Origin of the sequence: Bartonella birtlesii IBS 325, from assembly GCF_000273375.1 — a bacterium.
Lineage (GTDB): Bacteria > Pseudomonadota > Alphaproteobacteria > Rhizobiales > Rhizobiaceae > Bartonella > Bartonella birtlesii.
This window is the reverse complement of sequence record NZ_CM001557.1, coordinates 1059017-1077759: the sequence shown is the minus strand read 5'-3', so window position 1 is coordinate 1077759 and position 18743 is coordinate 1059017. Positions and strand designations below refer to the sequence as shown.

Below are 18743 nucleotides of genomic sequence, written 5' to 3'. Positions count from 1 at the left end.
ATTAATTTATTATACATAAACGTGAAATTTATGCCCTTCACCAAATTAGATGCCTACAGGGAATATTTTTCTACATATCACAATCGTGCTTTACTACTTTTTCAAAGTATTATAGCAATTTTATTAAAGCAAACGTATTTCTATCAAGCATTTAGAATATTCCAATATTCAAATTGTCAATAAGTTCATTAATCAATGTATCTTAAAAATTTCAATTATTTTAATTTCTGCTTCAGCCCATTTATATCCTCTATAATTTTCTTTTTTAGGCAGCAATAATAAAAAAGATCCCTCACAAAGATAAATAACAAATGCTTGAAATCTGTTGTTTTATAGTTCCGATAAAAGATTCAAAGTCTTAGGTATTTATCTCATTCTTACACATTTATAAATTGTCAAAATGTAGCAAATTATTGCAAAGCTATCACGTCAATATTTTTTAAGTGATATATACGCTTTTCCGATCGTTTGATTTCTACAAAAAGATTTTTATTGATATAAAGCCATTATTCTATGTTAAACAGAGAGGTTTGGTAAGAAGTTATATATGGTAGAATTTATTCATGAATTATCGGCATATTTATCATGCTGGCAATTTTGCTGATGTTTTTAAACACATCATTGTCACCCGCATTGTCGAATATCTTAAATGCAAAGAAAAAGCTTTTCGTGTTATAGATACGCATGCTGGCATTGGCATATATGACCTCTCTTCTTTGGAGGCATATAAAACGGGAGAGTGGCGTGAAGGTATACAACAGCTTTTTTCAGCTCCTATCTCAGAAGATTTAACAGCACTTCTTTCTCCTTGGTGTAATATTATTAATTCACTCAATGAGGGAGAAAAAGAAATCCTCTTCTATCCTGGCTCTCCTTTTGTTATTCGTCAATTATTGCGTAAACAAGACCGCCTTACTGCAATTGAACTACATGATGAAGATTATCACATCTTAGCAAAAAATTTTGCTGGCGATTATCAAACAAAAGTTTTGCATTTGGATGGTTGGCTTTCTTTAAACGCGCATTTGCCACCAAAAGAAAAACGTGGATTTATCCTCGTTGATCCTCCCTTTGAAAAAACTGGAGAATTTTCCCGCCTTATTGAAGGACTGATGAAAGCATATCGTCGTTTTCCTGGAGGAATTTATGCTTTATGGTATCCTGTTAAACATGACACAGAAATTGAAAATTTTCTTTATGCGCTTTACCAAACAAAGATTCCAAAAATCTTACAACTCGAAATGCATGTTCGAAAAAGTTCAATGCCACCTACAATGCGTGGAAGTGGAATGATTCTTATTAACCCTCCCTATCTTTTTGAAGAGGAAATGAAAAAAATAGGGCCATTTCTTATCAACCGTCTTGGGCAAGATAAAAATGCACAAATAACGCATAAATGGATCCAAAAGGAACATTCATTATATTAACTTTTTTATTTAAGGTTTACCTTAAGTTAGAATCTTCTTGGTAAAAACTAAAGGTTTTTAAATATTACTAAAGCTCTTGGCTTCCTTGACTTTAGAACCATATTAGCTTTGAATACACATCATCGTTAGCAGTACAAATTTTATTTTTTAATAAAGCTTCTCTTAAAATAGTTCTTATTAGCAATAAATGGCACTGATGAACATATAAAAATGTTTTTAAAAAATTACCCTTATTTTTGATGAATAAGTAATAACTCTAAAATTGAATGCTTTATGCAGTGGTACATTATTTATAGGAAAAATAACCATTATTACATAAATAGTAGCATTTTATGAATAAGAGCGTTTCATATGCAAAACATAAAATGTTTTTGGATAAACTGAATGATCCTGAAAAATAAAACGGCTTGTTGCCAAAATGAAAAAGACAATCTCTCTTTTCTCTCACCTATTACATGGGACAATGCCAATCAAGAAAATGATAAAAATCAATTTAAAGGTGCCAAACTCATCCAAGAATTTGCCAAATATCTTCCACATAAACCAGGAGTTTATCGAATGATGGATGAGAATGGCGATGTTCTTTATATCGGTAAAGCACGTAATCTCAAAAAACGCGTTTCAAACTATACGCGCGAAAAAGGGCACAACAACCGTATTACTCGCATGATTCGTGCAACTTGTCATATGGAATTTGTCGTCACCCATACAGAAACAGAAGCACTTCTCTTAGAGGCTAATCTTATCAAAAGACTGCATCCACGTTTTAACGTGTTACTGCGTGATGATAAAAGCTTTCCTTATATTATTATCACTGATGATCATCGAGCACCAGCACTTTATAAACATCGTGGCGCCCGAACAAAAAAAGCCCATTATTTTGGTCCTTTTGCCTCTCCAAGTGCAGTGACACAAACAATCAATGTTTTACAACGCGCTTTTTTATTACGAACTTGTAGCGATTCGGTTTTTGAAAATCGTACGCGCCCCTGTTTACTTTATCAAATTAAGCGATGTTCTGCACCTTGTACAGATAAAATTCGTGATAGCGATTATAGAGAATTGGTAAAAAAAGCAAAAGCTTTCCTTTCAGGAAAAAGCCTATCGGTTAAAAATGATATGGTTCAAGCTATGCATCAAGCGGCGAAAAATCTTGATTTTGAACAAGCCGCATCCTATCGTGATCGCTTATCAGCTCTCTCCCACATACAAAGTCATCAAGGTATTAACCCTCAAACAATACAAGAAGCAGATGTCTTTGCAATTGCACAACAGGAAGGAATAACCTGTATTCAAGTATTTTTTTTCCGCATGGGACAAAATTGGGGAAATCGTGCCTATTTCCCTAAAGCAGATTCATCTTTTGCTCGTAGTGAAATTTTAGCAAGCTTTCTTACCCAATTTTATGATAATAAGCCTCTTCCAAAACTTATCCTTTTATCTGAAGAAATCGAAGAAAAAGCACTTCTTATGGAAGCATTCAGTCTAAAAGCAAATCGTAGAATCTTCCTCTCTTTACCCAAGCAAGGTGAACGAAAAACTCTTGTAAACCACGCTTATATCAATGCATCTGAAGCACTTGGACGCAAACTTTCTGAAACAGCTACACATACAAAATTACTTCAAGGCCTTGCTGAAATATTCCAAATGTCCCATATTCCACGCCGTATAGAGGTCTATGATAATTCTCATATCATGGGAACCAATGCGATAGGTGCAATGATTGTTGTAGATGAACGAGGATTTATTAAAAATCAATATCGTAAATTCAACATTCGCTCTACTAACATCACACCTGGTGACGATTTTGGTATGATGAAAGAAGTCATGAAACGAAGATTTTCACGTCTTATTAAGGAGTATGATCGGCCTGATAAAAGCAATGATATAAAAAACAAAAACGGCGATTCTTTTCCTATTTGGCCTGATCTTATCTTAATTGATGGTGGCGAAGGACAAATCAATAGTGTGCATACAATACTCTCTGAATTAAAATTAGACAATCTCATCATGGTCGTTGGAATCGCTAAAGGCGTAGAACGTAACGCGGGATGTGAACGGTTTTTTATAAAGGGTAAGACACCCTTTACACTTCCCCCACGTGATCCTATTCTTTATTTTTTGCAACGTCTACGCGATGAAGCACACCGTTTTGCAATCGGAACGCATAGAGCAAAACGAAAAAAAGCGACATTCAAAAATCCACTTGATGAAATTGAAAACATCGGTCCAATAAGAAAGCGTGCATTGCTTCATCATTTTGGGAGTGCCAAAGCTGTTGCCAATGCTTCACTTGAAGATTTAACAAAAGTGATAGGAATTTCTGTTAGCATTGCACAAAAAATTCATAATCATTTTAATGAAAAATAAGCTTGTTTCATCATCTTTGCCTTGTTACGTTTATAAAATAAATCATATCTTACAAAGAATTAAAAATTGCTCTATGAAAAATCATACTTTTTCTTTTCCGAATATTCTTACTTATGCACGGATCATTGCGGTACCAATGGTTGTTGCCTGCTTTTTTTTAGAAGGACGACTCCAATCAAGTGATATTGCACGTTGGATCGCTGTTTCCATTTTTGTTATTGCCTCTATTACTGATTTTCTTGATGGTTATCTGGCTCGTATTTGGGAACAAACATCGAATATTGGTCGCATGTTAGATCCTATTGCAGATAAGCTTCTTGTCTCTGCCTGTTTGCTGTTGCTTGCCGCAGATAGCACAATTGCTGGATGGACATTATGGGCAGCTATTATTATCCTTTGTCGAGAAATTCTGGTATCGGGATTACGTGAATATTTGGCTGAATTGAAAGTCAGTGTTCCTGTTTCGCGTCTTGCAAAATGGAAAACTTTTGTTCAAATGATCGCCATTGTTCTTCTCTTAGCAGGACCAGCTGGTAATAAAGTTTTTCCTTATACAGTAGAATTTGGCATCACGATGCTATGGATTTCTGCCCTCTTCACATTATGGACAGGATGGGATTATTTTCGTGCAGGCTTAAAGCATGTTATTACATAAAAAATTATCAGCCTTACATACTAAACTTTATGAGAAAATCCTAAAATATGCTATTTTGGGATTTTCTACTTTTTATATATACTTTTATTAACCAACAATTTCCAATTCTGAAAACCAAAAAGCAATTTCCATTTTTGCAGCTTCAGGACTATCTGAGCCATGAACAGAATTTTCGCCAATCGACAAAGCATGAGCTTTACGAATTGTTCCTTCTTGTGCATCTACGGGATTTGTGGCACCCATTACTTCACGGTTCTTAGCTATTGCATTCTCACCTTCTAAAACTTGCACAATTGTCGGACCAGAAGACATAAATTCAACCAATTCACCAAAAAATGGGCGCTCCCGATGAACAGCATAAAATCCTTCAGCTTCACGCCGACTCATCCACACACGTTTAGATGCAACAACACGAAGTCCTGCATCTTCAAGCATTTTGGTAATTGCTCCCGTCAAATTGCGACGCGTTGCATCTGGTTTTATCATCGAAAAAGTACGTTCTATAGCCATTTGATCACCTTTATATAACATTATCTGGCCGCTCTATAGCGAGCAAGAAGCCTTTTGCCAAGAGGAGACTGTGAAAAGATCCATAGTAAATTTAAAAAAGATGTATTGATTTTTGTAAGTTCCGGTAAAGCATAAAAACACCCGTGGTATCTGACCTCTCTATCCATCCCCCCTCTGATAATGCTAAACACCTTACATAATCTTAAATATTCCTCTTTAAAATTACCATTCATAGAAAGAAAAGATACGAAAAAACGCTATACAGCAGAGAATAATAGCCTTTATAAACAGCCAAACCTCTCTCTCAAAACACACCTCGACATTACTGCCTCACTACCAAAATGGCCCGCATATTAAGACTAGGAAAAAAATAAATACCCATTTAGAAAGTATATTGTACACCTAAAATGCCCTGAAGTGACTGTTTCGTCTTACGTCCCTTGACATAATGTGCTTGTGCATAAAGCTTTAATTTCTTACTGACTAAGCTGCTTAAACCAATACCTAATTTTCCTGCATTGCCCGATAAATCTGTGGTAAATTGATGATGTTGATTAATCATCGTATGATTATCATTTTTATTCTCACGCAACCACGACGCCGTAATATAAGCTAAAGATGAACCAACCGTCCCTAATCCAAATTCATACCCTAATGATAATCCAACCTCACTACGTAATGAAGTAAAGGCGCTTATATTACCTGTCATTTCATTCGAAAGTTTTATTTCTTGACCTTTGACTTTCAGCCATGTGAATTGCGCATAAGGCTGTAACCAATTGCTTTGAGAAAGCTTAAAACGATGACCTGCTTCAAACGACATCCCTACAGCCCATTGATTATAATTTCCTTCAATCGCTAAACCGTTTGTTGAAACTGCCCTCAGAGTATTCTGATAATGATTGTATTTTAAAATACCATCTACATACCACCCACCATGATCAAAATACGCTGCATAAGCTCCAACGCCATAAGTGTTTATGCTACTCATACCCCCTCGTGCATGGGCAATACGCGCTTGATCATAACTACCAAAACCACCAATATAAACATCTCCATTCATCCATTCACTCAAACCATTTATACCTAGCACTATCCCTGTTTGCTCAAGTTTAAAATTTATATGATCTGCGGTAATATTTTTTTTATTCTTGATCCCATACGTCCAGAAAGCCTTATTATGCTTACTTCTGTCTAGACGTCTTTCTCCCGCACGCACCGTTTGTATTTCATTGTGAAACACCATCGCCGGAGCCACTGATAAAGACAAAATGGCATCCGTAGAAGGAGTAGTCAAAAAATGAGATACGGACATTTCTTTACGCGATTGTAGATGAGATTGACGCTGATCGCTTGGGCGCAAAATCGTGTGATCGGCTAAAAATTGTGCATCAGAAGAAACAACTGCCTGCTGATGCTCTGCAAGATGGTAATGATGATCTGCTGAAACTGATATATGTTCTGGCGAAGATAAAAGAGAGGAAGGAATAAAAACCTGCTGCCCTCCTCTCAAGTGTCGCGGCGGTCTTGGTTTGGGTTGCGGCTTACCATTTCGCCCACCACTACTGCCTCGAAGAGAAGAACGAGAACTTACTCTACTAGAGAAAGGACTTGAAAAAGTTGTAGCCTTTGGTTTCTGAGGCTTACGTGGAAAATTAATAGTTGAACGTTCTGAAGCTCCAGTACTCATACCTAAATACCAAACTGTATAATTACCACCAAACTCAGAACTCTTTTCTCTTTTATACAAACTATACATATAAGCCCCACCATCAACAGTTGTAATTTCTTCACCGGAAGAATTTGCCAAAGTAAAATTAGCTTCTTGACCTCTATCAGTAATTAGCGGGATTTCAGTAGCCAAACTATTATCTTTTAAGAGAGGTCGTGTAATTTCAGTACCAGAATCAGAAACACTTATTTTGTGATTACCTGCACTACTATCAAGCAATAAGTAATCACCACCATCACCTTTGGCACTAATATTGAATCGAAAATGTAAATGGCCTGAAAGTTTTTCAACATAAAGTGTAATATGACGTGGATCATATGGGATAGAAGTAAAAATGACAGTTCCTCCTTCACCACCTAGATCTTCAATACTAATTTCAGCCTTTTTTTTTATATTCCGCTCACCAACCAAAAATATTGTTTCATCAACTCTTCCCTCTATCGGAATTCTTTTTTTAGTGATATGATTTGTCATATCACCAGCGAATAAATAAAGTTCTCCTTTATCATTAACCCTTACTGCTCCGACTACATCTTCTGCATCAATATGTAGCCACGATTTAGCGAAGTCTTTAACTGTTAAACTGTCTATAAATCCACCAGGATATACGACTTGAACAGCATAATCACTCAAGGTAGTATCATAAGATTCTCCTAACGCTAGAACATGCTGCCTTCCATTCCCAGAAATTTCAGCATACATCGATTTTCCCCCCTCTTTTCTAAGTCCCGCGTAAAGATTTTGTTCCCCGTCTTTTCCTACTTTCGTTTTCCAAGCTGTTGCGGCATCATATATATTCTGCTGCCCTACTGCACCCTCACCGCCATTAACTGTAGCATCATAAGCGCTGCTTAACTTCTCAACCCCCGTAAGATCAAGATTATTCTCTTCATGAACAAACTGTTTACCACCAAGGATTTCAGCGTTTATAGTAGTTCCCCCGCGTGTAACTATTTGTATCCCCCCTTTTTCAATAGTAGCACCCACGGAAACTGCTCCATTATCAACAACCTCAACACTGCCCTCCCCAATTTTAATATTACTACTGGGAACACTATTTGTAATCAGTGCAAAACCTTTTGATACCGTCCCTCCACTCCCCACATTTTCTACTCTTATTAGCTCTCCATTCTTGTTTCCAATTGCATTTGCATATTGCACAAGACAACTACTTATTATCAACACTGAAAAACTCCATTTGCATTTATCATGCATTATCCACACTCCATTCTCAATTATTAGATAAACATCCTGCTCTTGCACAGGCAGCTCATTTTTGATTGTATCATAATGTGTTTTATTTATGTCTAAATACAATTTATTGGAGTACTATTTAACATTGCAATCATAAGAAGATCTTTGATTCTAAGTTTGTCTAATTTCATAAAATGCAAATTATGTCCTAATATTTAAGGCATAATTTGCAATATTTTTAATAATGGATAAAGTAAACAACCTTACTTTATGAATAAGGCGTAAGCTCATTCTCATAGTTGTTACATTCCTATGAGGTCTTAACACTGACAAAATATTTTTTTTACAGCTTATCAATTACAAAATTATATTTAGAAACTATAGCGTAGTCCTAAAATACCCTGAAGTGACTGCTTGATCTTGTGTCCTTTTAAATAACGTGCTTCTGCATAAAGCGTTAATTTATCATTCACAAAACTGTTTACACCAATTCCTAATTTACCCGCATTTCCTGACAAATCCGTGATAAATTTATGCCGGTTATTAATTGTCGTATGATTATTGTTTATATTTTCACGCAACCAAGCTGCCATAATGTAAGCCGTTAATGAAGTGTCTGCATTCACAATAAACTCATGCCCTGCGGTTAACCCAATTTCACTACGTAATGAAGTTAATGGATTTATATTAGCTGTCATTCCATTAGAAAGCGTGATTTTTTTTCCTTCAACCTGTAAACCTGTTAATTTAATATAAGGCTGCATCCAAGTGTTTTGCGCTGGCTCGAAACGACAGCCTATTTCAAACGATCCACCTATCGCCCACTGATTATAATCGCTTTGAACAACTAAACCATTCGTTGAAATGGCTTTCAGATTATCTCGGAAATAATTATATTTCAAAACACCATCCAAGTACCATCCACGATAATCAAAATAAGTTGCGTAAGCTCCAATGCTGTAAGTGTTTAGATTGCTATCACCACCTCGTGCATGTGTAACGCGTCCTCGATCATAACTACCAAAACCACCAACATACAAATCTCCATGCGTCAGTTCATTCAACTGATCAGCACCAAACACGATACCTGTCTGCTCAAGCTTAAAATGTGTATGATCTGTAGCAACACGTTCTCTGCTCTTAATCGCATAAGCCCATAAATTTACATTTTTTCTGTTTTGGTCTAGAATTCCTCTTCCGGTACGTACAATTTCCAATTCATTGTTAAAAATAAGCCCAGGAACTACCGCTGTAGAGAGTACTGCATCAACTGAAGGAGTTGTTGTTGGCCCACCAGGAACCAACGGGTCTATCGGATCGAGAGGTCCTGGATTATCAATGCGGTCAGCAGATAAAAACCAAATTTTTCCATTTTCGTTCTTTCTCTGTTTCAAACCATACATATAAGTTCCACCATCAATAGCATTAATATCTTCACCAGAGAGACCTGCCAGAGTAAAATGAGCTCCACCGCTTTGATCTGTAATTAAATCACGCTTATTTGAAGAAGGATCAGTGATTTCAACCCCGGAATCAGCAACACTTATTGTATGACTCCCTTTACCATTCTCAACGAAGAGATAATCACCACGGTTCTGTGCAATAGTGGTATTGAACGCGAAATGTAAATTTCCAGAAAGATTATTAACATGAAGCTGAGAGTAATATGGATCAGAGCCAGTAAATGCAAAAATAACACTCCCTTCACCACTTAATTTTTGAATGAGAGAGCTTTTTCCATCAAATGCATCGGTGATAGAGTATAGCTTTGTATCTTTTCCATTTAAAATAATGTCTTCTACTGTAGTACGATTCTTCTCATTTTCAGCATAAAGATGAAGCTGTGCAGAATGATTCAGCAAGGTTTTGCCTTCTAAGGTTGCTCCAGAATGTACAAGTGACTTTGTTTCATCATTCATTGTTAAATTTTTTACAAATCCATCAGCATATATTTCTTGAAGAGCAGTTTCATTTAAAGTGACATCAACAGCCTTCCCCCCTTCTAAAACACGTTGTTTACCACCACCAAAAATTTGTATATTAAAGGCAGAACCACCATTTTTTGCACTTTGAGATTTTTTTGCAATTTCTTGTACACCACCTCTCATAACTTTCGTATTCCAAGTTATTCCCCCATCATATACCTTTTGTTGACCCAGTGTTTCACCTTGACCATAAATAACGGTATTAGAAGCACTACTCTCTTGAATTTGTCCTCCAACATCTCCCTCCCCGAAAACAAGTTGTTCACCTCCATAAATTTCAGTTCCCTCTACTTTTCCGCCATTCCCTACACTTTGCTGTCCACCTTCTTTAACGATAGCATTTTTTGAAAAGCCTTGTTTGCCCTTTAAAGCTTGAATATTTTCAATTCCACCATGTTCAATCTTGCTATTCTCACTTAAACCTCCCGCATAAACATAAATCTCTGCACCATTCTTTACTGTGTTATTGATAGACCGCCCTGGCTCATCTTTCTCACCATCATTAGAAATATAAGCTTTTCCATTATTATCGAGTACAAAATTTTCTAGAAGAGCTCCATCCTTAACAAAAATAAGTTCAGGACTTTTAAGTGCTGCAATATTGCTTGTTTGCATATTCCATCCAGCATTGGTATCACTATTGCTATTCTCCCCTTGTTGTCTTTTGATCAATCTTCCAGTATTTTTACTCGTGCTAACACCATTAGGCTTTTCAAAAGATCCTGATCCACTAGACATTCTCGTAACAAAATCACTGTTAGAAGCCTTAGCTTTTATACACTCTTTTGTTTTCATGTCCTCATTATAGCGACTATGAAAAGCTTGGCCATTTTTATATGAAGACTGACAAGAAAGTTTTCCCCCTCCTTCACTTGCAGCAGCTGTTTGCACAAAACAGCAGCACGCCATGAATGCCCAACAACTTGCTTTCCACTTATATTGCATAGCTATACCCTCCCCTACACACTTGAGCAGATGTCAAATGTAATTAGCTCTACAAAATATATTTTCAACCTAAAGTTGTTATAATTGTCCCAAATATTTTCTCTGATCTCATCAGATGTTTTTAATAAAAAGCACAAAGAAGAAAATTCTGCACCGTGAAAAAAGTGCATAATAAAAATACCAAACAATAACTACCCAATATCCTATCATTAAGATTACATATCCGTATGAGAATCATTCAATACACCAAACTCTGACTCACTGAGCACTGCAGTATATGTTTTTAAATGCTTACATAATAAATGGTGAAAATATTTTATTAATACGCCTAAAAAGTGTTTTTATTGCATCTATAAAAAGATTTTTAAGATGCTCAACATTGATCTCAAAAATTAGATTAACCTCTAAATAGGCCCCCCAATATCCATATTTTAAAGAAAACAAAAATATGAAATTAAAGAGATTGCAGCGTTTATAGAAATATATTTCTATTTTTTATGACATTGCAAAAATGTCTACATATAGGCATTTGAACATGCTCCTCATTCGATAATCATTGTTTATTACGAAGAGCAGAATAATAATACTGACTCGACACTGATCTGAAATTTTTATAATTATAGTAGTTCAATTTTGTAATTTGATTTGTTATATACTGAAAGGGACATTTTATTCATGTCTATAAACTCAGAAATAAAGGATATAAGCAAAAGAAATTCTCCTCGCCGAATTTTATTTGCAAGTCTTATTGGTCCCACAATTGAATTCTTTGATTTTTATGTTTTTGCAACTGCTGCAGCCCTTATATTTCCTCATGTGTTTTTCCCAACGCAAAATGACCAACTTGCCATTTTGCAATCTTTTCTAATCTTTGGAGCAGCTTTTTTTGCGCGTCCCTTTGGATCAATTCTTTTTGGACATTTTGGAGATAAAATTGGAAGGAAAGTAACACTTATTGCTTCCCTTCTTACAATGGGTCTATCAACCGTTATCATTGGCCTGCTTCCCACCTATGAAACAGCTGGTTGGTGGGCGCCTTTTTTCTTAACCCTGTGCCGTATTGGACAAGGAATGGGATTAGGAGGAGAATGGGGTGGAGCCGTTTTACTTGCAACAGAAAATGCTCCTCCAGAAAAACGCGGATGGTATGCAATGTTTCCACAATTGGGCGTTCCAATTGGTTTATTTTTATCTATTATAGTTTATTTAGGTTTGTTGCACTTTCTTGATCACGCTGAACTTTTAGCGTGGGGATGGCGTATTCCCTTTATTGCCTCAATCATTTTTATGATTGTAGGATTGTGGGTTCGTCTTTCAATCAATGAAACAGTTCAATTCAAAAAAAATCTTGAAAGTAAAGAACGTGTTAAAATTCCTATAATTGATGTCTTTTTAAAATGTCCGCGAATCCTATTTCTTGGAATATTTGCTGGTATGGCAACATTTGTTTTATTTTATTTGGTCACGGCATATTTATTAAGCTATTCAACAAATCACCTGGAATTACCATATCATCAGGCTCTCCAAGTAGAAATGATTGGTGCTATTTTCTGTGGAATTTTTACCGTTATAACCGGAAAACTTGCTGATCGTATTAAGCGTAGGACTTTGATGATTTTTGTCACAATAATTACCGGTATCTATTCTTTCGCAATTCCTTATTTTCTAAATTCTGGAATTATAGGAATTCTTGCCATGTCTATCATTGGTTTGTCGATCATGGGGATGATCTATAGTCCTCTTGGTGCTGTTTTGGCTTCGCCATATCCAACAGCAATTCGATACACGGGTTCTTCTATAACGTTTAATTTGTCTGGGATCGTAGGTGCCTCTCTTGCACCTTATATTGCCGAATATTTGGTGCAAAATTTTGATACTTCTTATATTGGTTATTATTTGCTCCTTGCTTCTTTTATTTCACTGATTTGCTTTGTGGGATTTACGGAAGATGAAATCTCCAACTAAAATGTGATAAAAAGGAGTAAAATGAGCGTTGGCGGCATAAATGCCGCCAGTTTCATTTTCCAAGACATTGGTTGAGGTATACTCAACCACAATATTCCAGCAAACAGTGCACTCAAAACAAAAAATAACATATCTGCGATATTGCTCATATAAGCAGCCGGAAATATTCCCGATAAAATGTGCGTTGTACCTAACCATGAAACGCAAAAAAAAGCTAACATAACAGCCCACAAAACAAGCAAAATTCGATCAACAATCATTATTACCGTTATTTTTTGATTATAAGCCATATTTTTAGTCCCTTAAAAGAAAGTCATGATAAAAACCAACGATCTTCCTTCTAATCCTTCCGCGATAAAGAATGTTGGATTCATTATTCTTATCAATCTTATAAAAATAACAGGCGCGACACACATCAACCCTGCTTTTCCCAACTGCGATCTTCAGTCTGCTGCCAATAAGTTAAGTTATGATTTTTCATTTTATATTTTTTCCACTGCACCCGAGCAAAATTCAACTGTTCATCGTTTTGACCATCAAATATCACGACAAGCCGTTGATAAGCCTCAATATCCGAGCAAACAGCTCCCTCTATGAGAAAACGTATCTTGGAATCATTCGGATTTTCCTGTCCTGTGGTCAGAAAAACAGGTTGCAAATTTGGATATTGATCACACTCTGTCCCATGTCCAATAAATGCTTCATCAGAATAGGTCCATAAACGCATGTCTATAGCATCGCGTTGTTCTCTACTCACACATTGTATTGTGACCTTACCAAAACGGATTAATGCACGTTCCACCAACGTTGGCAAAATATCCCCCAGCGTTGATTGCGTCAAATGATAGAATAAAATATCCACCCTCTTAGCCCTCATCGCTCTTTATAAAAAAATCAATATATTTGAGGAGAAATGTCTACCATCTCCATCATAAAAAGAACTGGTCAAAAATATAATGCTCCCTCTTTTCTTAGCAATATGCATTACTTGTTTTTTCATATGCACTAAAGAGAGAAAAAAAACAAATTATCATTTCTTGCGTACAACAAAAGATTTATATCAGCTTATTTTCTTACTTCTCTATAATCTATCGCTAAAAATAAAATATAATGTATGGCACAATGGGTTGAAATTATTTCATAATTCTACATTCTTTATTTTATAAATAATATGCAAAAGATATAAAATATTTTAAATTTTGGTTATATTTTTCATTTAAGGCAGTGTAGAATACTTGTTTCTAGATTAAAGACATGAGGATGTTACCCTATTTATGCGTATTATTGAATTGTACATTCTAAAACGTGTTCTTATCTTATTTAGTGCTGTCATGATTGCAGCAGTTGGTATCAGCTGGACAGTACAAATTCTTGCACGAATAAACTTTCTTACAACAAGTAGACAAACGCTCCTAACAGTCTTGCAGTTTTCACTCTCATTAGTTCCCCCTGTTATTTTTCTTGTTATTCCATTTGCATTAGTAATCGCAATTACAAATACCCTTTCGGCGATGAATCAAGATTCAGAGCTTGCCATCATCAGCGCCTCTGGTTTTCCTAAAAGTACTATGTGGAGACCAATTCTTCTTCTTGCTATTGTTGCATCATGTCTTTCCTTTTTTATAGCCAATTTTGTTGTTCCTCAAGCACGCCTTAACATGCGACAAATGCTAGCAAGTGCCCATGTTGATCTTATTAATCTTTTTATCAGTGAAGGAAGTTTCCAAAAACTTGCCAACAATCTTTACATAGAAATTGGTGAACGAAATCCAAACGGAACCCTTGAGCGTCTCTTCATTGCTGATCAACGTGATCCTAAAAATGATCTTTTTTATTATGCAACAAATGCATCAATTGTTAGCAATAAAAGTGGTAATTTTCTTGTTCTCAATAACGGCGAAATAGAAAGAATCAATCATCAAAATGACAGCGTTTCAATTGTTCAATTCAGCTCTTATACCTTTAGCTTGGGTGAATTTATCCCCAACGATAAAACACCTACACTTTATCCAAAAGATCAACCTCTTCTTTATTTACTAAGCCCTAACCCTAAAGACCCCTATTATCAAAGGAAACCACTCCAATATAAAGCTGAATTTCACCGCAGACTTACAGAATGGCTCTATCCTGTTGTTTTTTCACTCATTGCATTAGCAGTATCAGGAGATACGCGCTCATATCGACAAGCACGTAATTCTGTAAATTTCTCTGCGATTGCTTTTTCTTTACTTGTTTATTGGATGGGATATTTTTTTGCTGAAAAAGCAAAGAGTGATCTTGCATATGTTCCTCTTCTTTATATAACTCCTATAGGAATGAGTGCTTTGGTTTCTTTCATGCTTTTGACCAATCATACAATTGGTATCCCCACAAAACTTAACGAGAGTCTTCAAATCATTTTTCAAAAAGTGAAAAGCAAATTTGTCCACCGAAAATCTCAATATCCCACGGATAAAATATCATGATTGGATGGACGCTTGGACAATATTTCTTTACACGTTATCTTAAAACAATCTGTTATTTTTTTGGGGTATTTTTATTCTTGCTCTTTTGATCGACTTTACAGAAAACTCTAGCCGACTTTCCCACCTTCCTCATTATACGGCAAAAGATGCTTTTTTCATCTCTGCTTTACGCATCCCTTTTATCATGCAACAACTTATTCCTTTTATTACACTCTTTTCTGCAATGGTAATGTTGATCTCGCTTAATCGAAAGCTTGAGCTTGTTGTGACCCGCTCTATTGGTGTTTCTGCATGGCAATTTCTTATGCCAGCCTGTTTGGGAGCTTTTCTTTTGGGATTATTTTCTATTTTCCTTATTAATCCTCTTGCTGCATGGGGATTTTCTCACGCAGAAAAAATGATAACTGAGTGGCGTAATAATAATGTACTAACACCTCTTCATAATACACGTATCCCATGGTTAACACAACGCACCATTTCAGATAGAACAACCATTGGTGCTAAATCTGTTACCGATCAAGGACTCTCTCTTCTTGACGCAACCTTTGTACAATACAATGATAATGCAACAGTTAAAAATTGGATTAATACAAAAAAAGCAACATTAACAAATGGCGCTTGGTTGTTAACAGATGGAACTATCTACAAAATAGGACATCCTCCTGAAAAATTTACGACATTTCAAATAAAAACTAATTTAAAGCCTGAATTTTTAACTGAACGTTTAGCAAATCCAGCAACTATCCCATTTTACCAATTGCCCAAAAAAATTATGATTGCACGTTCATTTGGCTATTCTGCCAATAGTTTTGATATGTATTTACAATCTTTGATTGCATTACCCGCATTGCTTGTGGCGATGACTCTTATTGCAGCAACTGTTTCTTTAAATTTCACCCGCTTTGGGCAATCTGGAATGTTAATTCTTGGTGGTGTACTCGCTGGATTCATGCTTTATGTTATTTCTGTACTTGTTCAGGCTTTTGGTAACGCTGGATATATTCCACCAATTATTGCAGCTTGGACACCAGTTATTATTGCATTATTTTTAGGAATCTCTTTTTTACTGCATAAAGAGGATGGCTAAGTGAACGTATTAATAAGTAAAAAAGTGATTTTGGCAAAATTAAGTCCCCTTACTTTGAAAAATATTATGGGCTGTATCTTAATTATATCTTTATCTTGTTCTGTAAATGCCAATGGCTCTCCTTTTTTTGCTCAAAGTCGCATCCAAAATCCGGTAAGTCCTCTCTTGCTCTCTGCAAATGAACTTATCTACAACCGTGATGAAAATACTGTTTCCGCACAAGGCAATGTCCAAATCGAATATGATGGCAATAAGGTCGTCGCTCAAAAAGTCACTTACAATCAAAAAACAGGGCGAATCATAGCGCAAGGAAATGTTGAAGTTATTCAAAAAGATGGTAACAGAATTTATTCTAACCAAATTGATATGACTAAAGACTTCGGTGAAGGATTTGTAAAGGCTTTACGCATTGATACCGCTAACAACATTCATTTTGCAGCAGCAAGTGCTACACGTAACAACAGTCAAATAACAGTCTTCGATAATGCCACTTACACAGCCTGTGAACCTTGCTCTTATAAACCAGATAGAGAAGTTATATGGAGGATTAAAGCAAGAAAGATCATATGGAATAATGTTACTAAAAAAATTCGCTTTGAAAATAGTTATTTTGAAATTTTTGGTGTACCAATTCTACACTTTCCAACTTTTGAACTTAATGATCCAACGGTGAAACGTGCAAGCGGTTTCCTTGCTCCTCGCTTTTTTTATGCCGATTATCTTGGCATGGGTATAAAAAATTCTTACTTTTGGAATCTCGCACCTTATTATGATTTTACATTTTCTTCGACCCTCTATACACAACAAGGACTTTTAACAGAAGCTGAATGGCGTCAACGTTTTAAAACAGGCAATTATAACATTCGCTTTGCTCATATATACCAAATGAAACCGCGCAACTTTAACAATGATACAATTGATGCACAGCATAAAAATCGTTATATGTTTGCAACAAAAGGAGATTTTCGTATTAATTCACACTGGGCTTACGGATGGGATATTTTTTCACAATCTGATCGACATTTTAGTCGTGCTTATAAACTCGAGAACTATAATAATCCCACGCAACTTTCTCAACTTTATTTGAATGGTCTGGCTGGGAAAAATTATTTTGATATGCGTTTTTATCATTTCAAAGTTCAAGATTTGATCTTGGATGATCCTCATGAACGTCATTCTCGGCAAGCGTGGGTTCTTCCCCGCATTGATTACTTTTTTACCCCAGCCAAATCAATTTATCATGGAGAGCTTACTTTTCATAGCAATATGCAATCAATTTATCGTCGTCATACTGATTTTAGTTCTACTAACTGGAATGGGAATCCTCTCAACACTGTTAGGATTTCTGGTATTGCAGGAAATAGTTTTCGTTTAACAAATGAACTAGAGTGGAAAAAACGTCTCTATATGCGCAGTGGGCTGATACTAGCTCCTCTTCTTTCTTTACGTGCTGATATTATTTCCACAAATATGCACGAAAATAATACTGTTCATATCCCAAATGATTTCTCATCCACTTTTCGTAGTTTAACAGTTCGTGGCATGGCAACTGCTGGCTTAGAATTACGCTATCCGTTCCTCATTACATCGGCAAATTCTACACATATTATAGAACCAACGGCACAAATTTTTATACGAAATAATGAACGCTATATAGGACAAATCCCTAATGAAGACGCGCAAAGCTTCATATTTGATGCAACCACCCTCTTTCAACGTGATAAATTCTCTGGTTATGACCGTATAGAAGGTGGAACAAGAGCCAATATAGGCTTAAGATATTCTGGAGATTTCAACAATAACTGGTCTTTTTATGGCCTTGTTGGACAATCCTTTCATCTTGCAGGAAAAAATTCTTTTGCAGAAAAGGACTTTGTTAACGTAGGCATTCATTCTAGCTTAGAGGCAACACGTTCAGACTATGTGGCAATGTTTGGTACAAATAATAAAAACGGCTTTTCCTTAGAATCTCGTGGACGTTTTGATAAAAAGACAGGAAAAATTCGTCGCAACGAAATCGAAGTAGCACAGAAATGGAAAAATTTTTGGGGAGCAGTGCAATATGCTTACATTGCAAATCAACCAGATTATGAACATCCACAAGAGCGCCAAGAAATTTCGTTTCAAACGGGCATAAAACTAGCTAACTATTGGTCTGTTAACAGCAATGCCGGTTATGATTTAGTATCTGGAACATTCACAAAACGAGGAATCAGCTTGAACTATACAGATGAATGTTTTGGACTAACATTTGGTTATCAGCAAATAACTGATCCAGGAAAAAAACACCTCTACAAAACTTTAATTTCTCTCTTTCATTGCGTACAATTGCAGACATTGGAAAAAAGATAAACTAAAGTTTATAAGGAGAATGTAGAGGCAATTTAACTTATTATTGTTTTTATAAA

The 18743-nt window shown here is 35.8% G+C and carries 10 protein-coding genes and 2 pseudogenes; 7 read left to right on the top strand and 5 right to left on the bottom strand.

Annotated elements, in window-relative coordinates:
* Positions 1-563: 563 nt before the first annotated feature.
* The 3 genes from QWU_RS05250 (at position 564) to pgsA (ending at position 4452) form a co-directional block, all read left to right on the top strand.
* Positions 564-1427, top strand: coding sequence for a 23S rRNA (adenine(2030)-N(6))-methyltransferase RlmJ (locus tag QWU_RS05250; RefSeq protein WP_006589308.1), 864 nt, complete (start codon positions 564-566; stop codon positions 1425-1427).
* Positions 1428-1811: 384 nt separating this feature from the next.
* Entirely contained in the window at positions 1812-3797 is a 1986-nt protein-coding gene (gene uvrC, locus QWU_RS05245) for an excinuclease ABC subunit UvrC (RefSeq protein ID WP_006589307.1), read from the top strand.
* Between the two features lie 73 nt (positions 3798-3870).
* A complete protein-coding gene (pgsA, locus tag QWU_RS05240; protein WP_026017308.1) occupies positions 3871-4452 on the top strand; it encodes a CDP-diacylglycerol--glycerol-3-phosphate 3-phosphatidyltransferase in 582 nt (193 codons plus the stop codon).
* Positions 4453-4539: 87 nt separating this feature from the next.
* Here the strand turns inward: pgsA and ndk are convergent, their stop codons facing one another.
* From ndk to bafA (QWU_RS05225), 3 genes are all read right to left on the bottom strand, one after another.
* Positions 4540-4962 carry a nucleoside-diphosphate kinase gene (gene ndk / locus QWU_RS05235; RefSeq protein WP_026017307.1) on the bottom strand — a complete coding sequence of 141 codons (423 nt, stop codon included), beginning with the start codon at positions 4960-4962 and terminating at the stop codon, positions 4540-4542.
* Positions 4963-5344: 382 nt separating this feature from the next.
* Positions 5345-7909: a BafA family autotransporter gene (gene bafA, locus QWU_RS05230; RefSeq protein WP_006589304.1), complete on the bottom strand. Its 2565-nt coding sequence runs from the start codon at positions 7907-7909 to the stop codon at positions 5345-5347.
* 350 nt (positions 7910-8259) lie between these two features.
* Positions 8260-10818, bottom strand: a complete 2559-nt coding sequence (gene bafA, locus QWU_RS05225; protein WP_006589303.1) for a BafA family autotransporter — start codon at positions 10816-10818, stop codon at positions 8260-8262.
* A gap of 675 nt (positions 10819-11493) precedes the next feature.
* Between bafA (QWU_RS05225) and QWU_RS05220 the strand changes: the two genes are divergently transcribed.
* Positions 11494-12783, top strand: coding sequence for an MFS transporter (locus QWU_RS05220; protein ID WP_006589302.1), 1290 nt, complete (start codon positions 11494-11496; stop codon positions 12781-12783).
* Here the strand turns inward: QWU_RS05220 and QWU_RS05215 are convergent.
* Together QWU_RS05215 and QWU_RS05210 are read right to left on the bottom strand one after the other, a co-directional pair.
* Positions 12780-13043, bottom strand: a complete 264-nt coding sequence (locus tag QWU_RS05215; protein ID WP_026017306.1) for a hypothetical protein — start codon at positions 13041-13043, stop codon at positions 12780-12782. The genes QWU_RS05220 and QWU_RS05215 overlap by 4 nt on opposite strands.
* Before the next feature lie 155 nt (positions 13044-13198).
* Complete coding sequence (locus QWU_RS05210; protein ID WP_017196345.1) at positions 13199-13645, bottom strand: DNA polymerase III subunit chi; 447 nt, start codon at positions 13643-13645, stop codon at positions 13199-13201.
* Between the two features lie 412 nt (positions 13646-14057).
* On the opposite strand from QWU_RS05210, the gene lptF reads away from it, so the two are divergent.
* The 3 genes and pseudogenes from lptF (at position 14058) to QWU_RS09185 (ending at position 18692) form a co-directional block, all read left to right on the top strand.
* Complete coding sequence (gene lptF, locus QWU_RS05205) at positions 14058-15248, top strand: LPS export ABC transporter permease LptF (protein ID WP_006589299.1); 1191 nt, start codon at positions 14058-14060, stop codon at positions 15246-15248.
* Positions 15245-16335 (top strand): annotated as a pseudogene (gene lptG / locus QWU_RS09190) (LPS export ABC transporter permease LptG). The gene lptF and the pseudogene lptG overlap by 4 nt, the downstream one beginning before the upstream one ends.
* A pseudogene (locus QWU_RS09185) lies at positions 16336-18692 on the top strand (LPS-assembly protein LptD).
* The last annotated feature ends 51 nt before the right edge of the window (positions 18693-18743 follow it).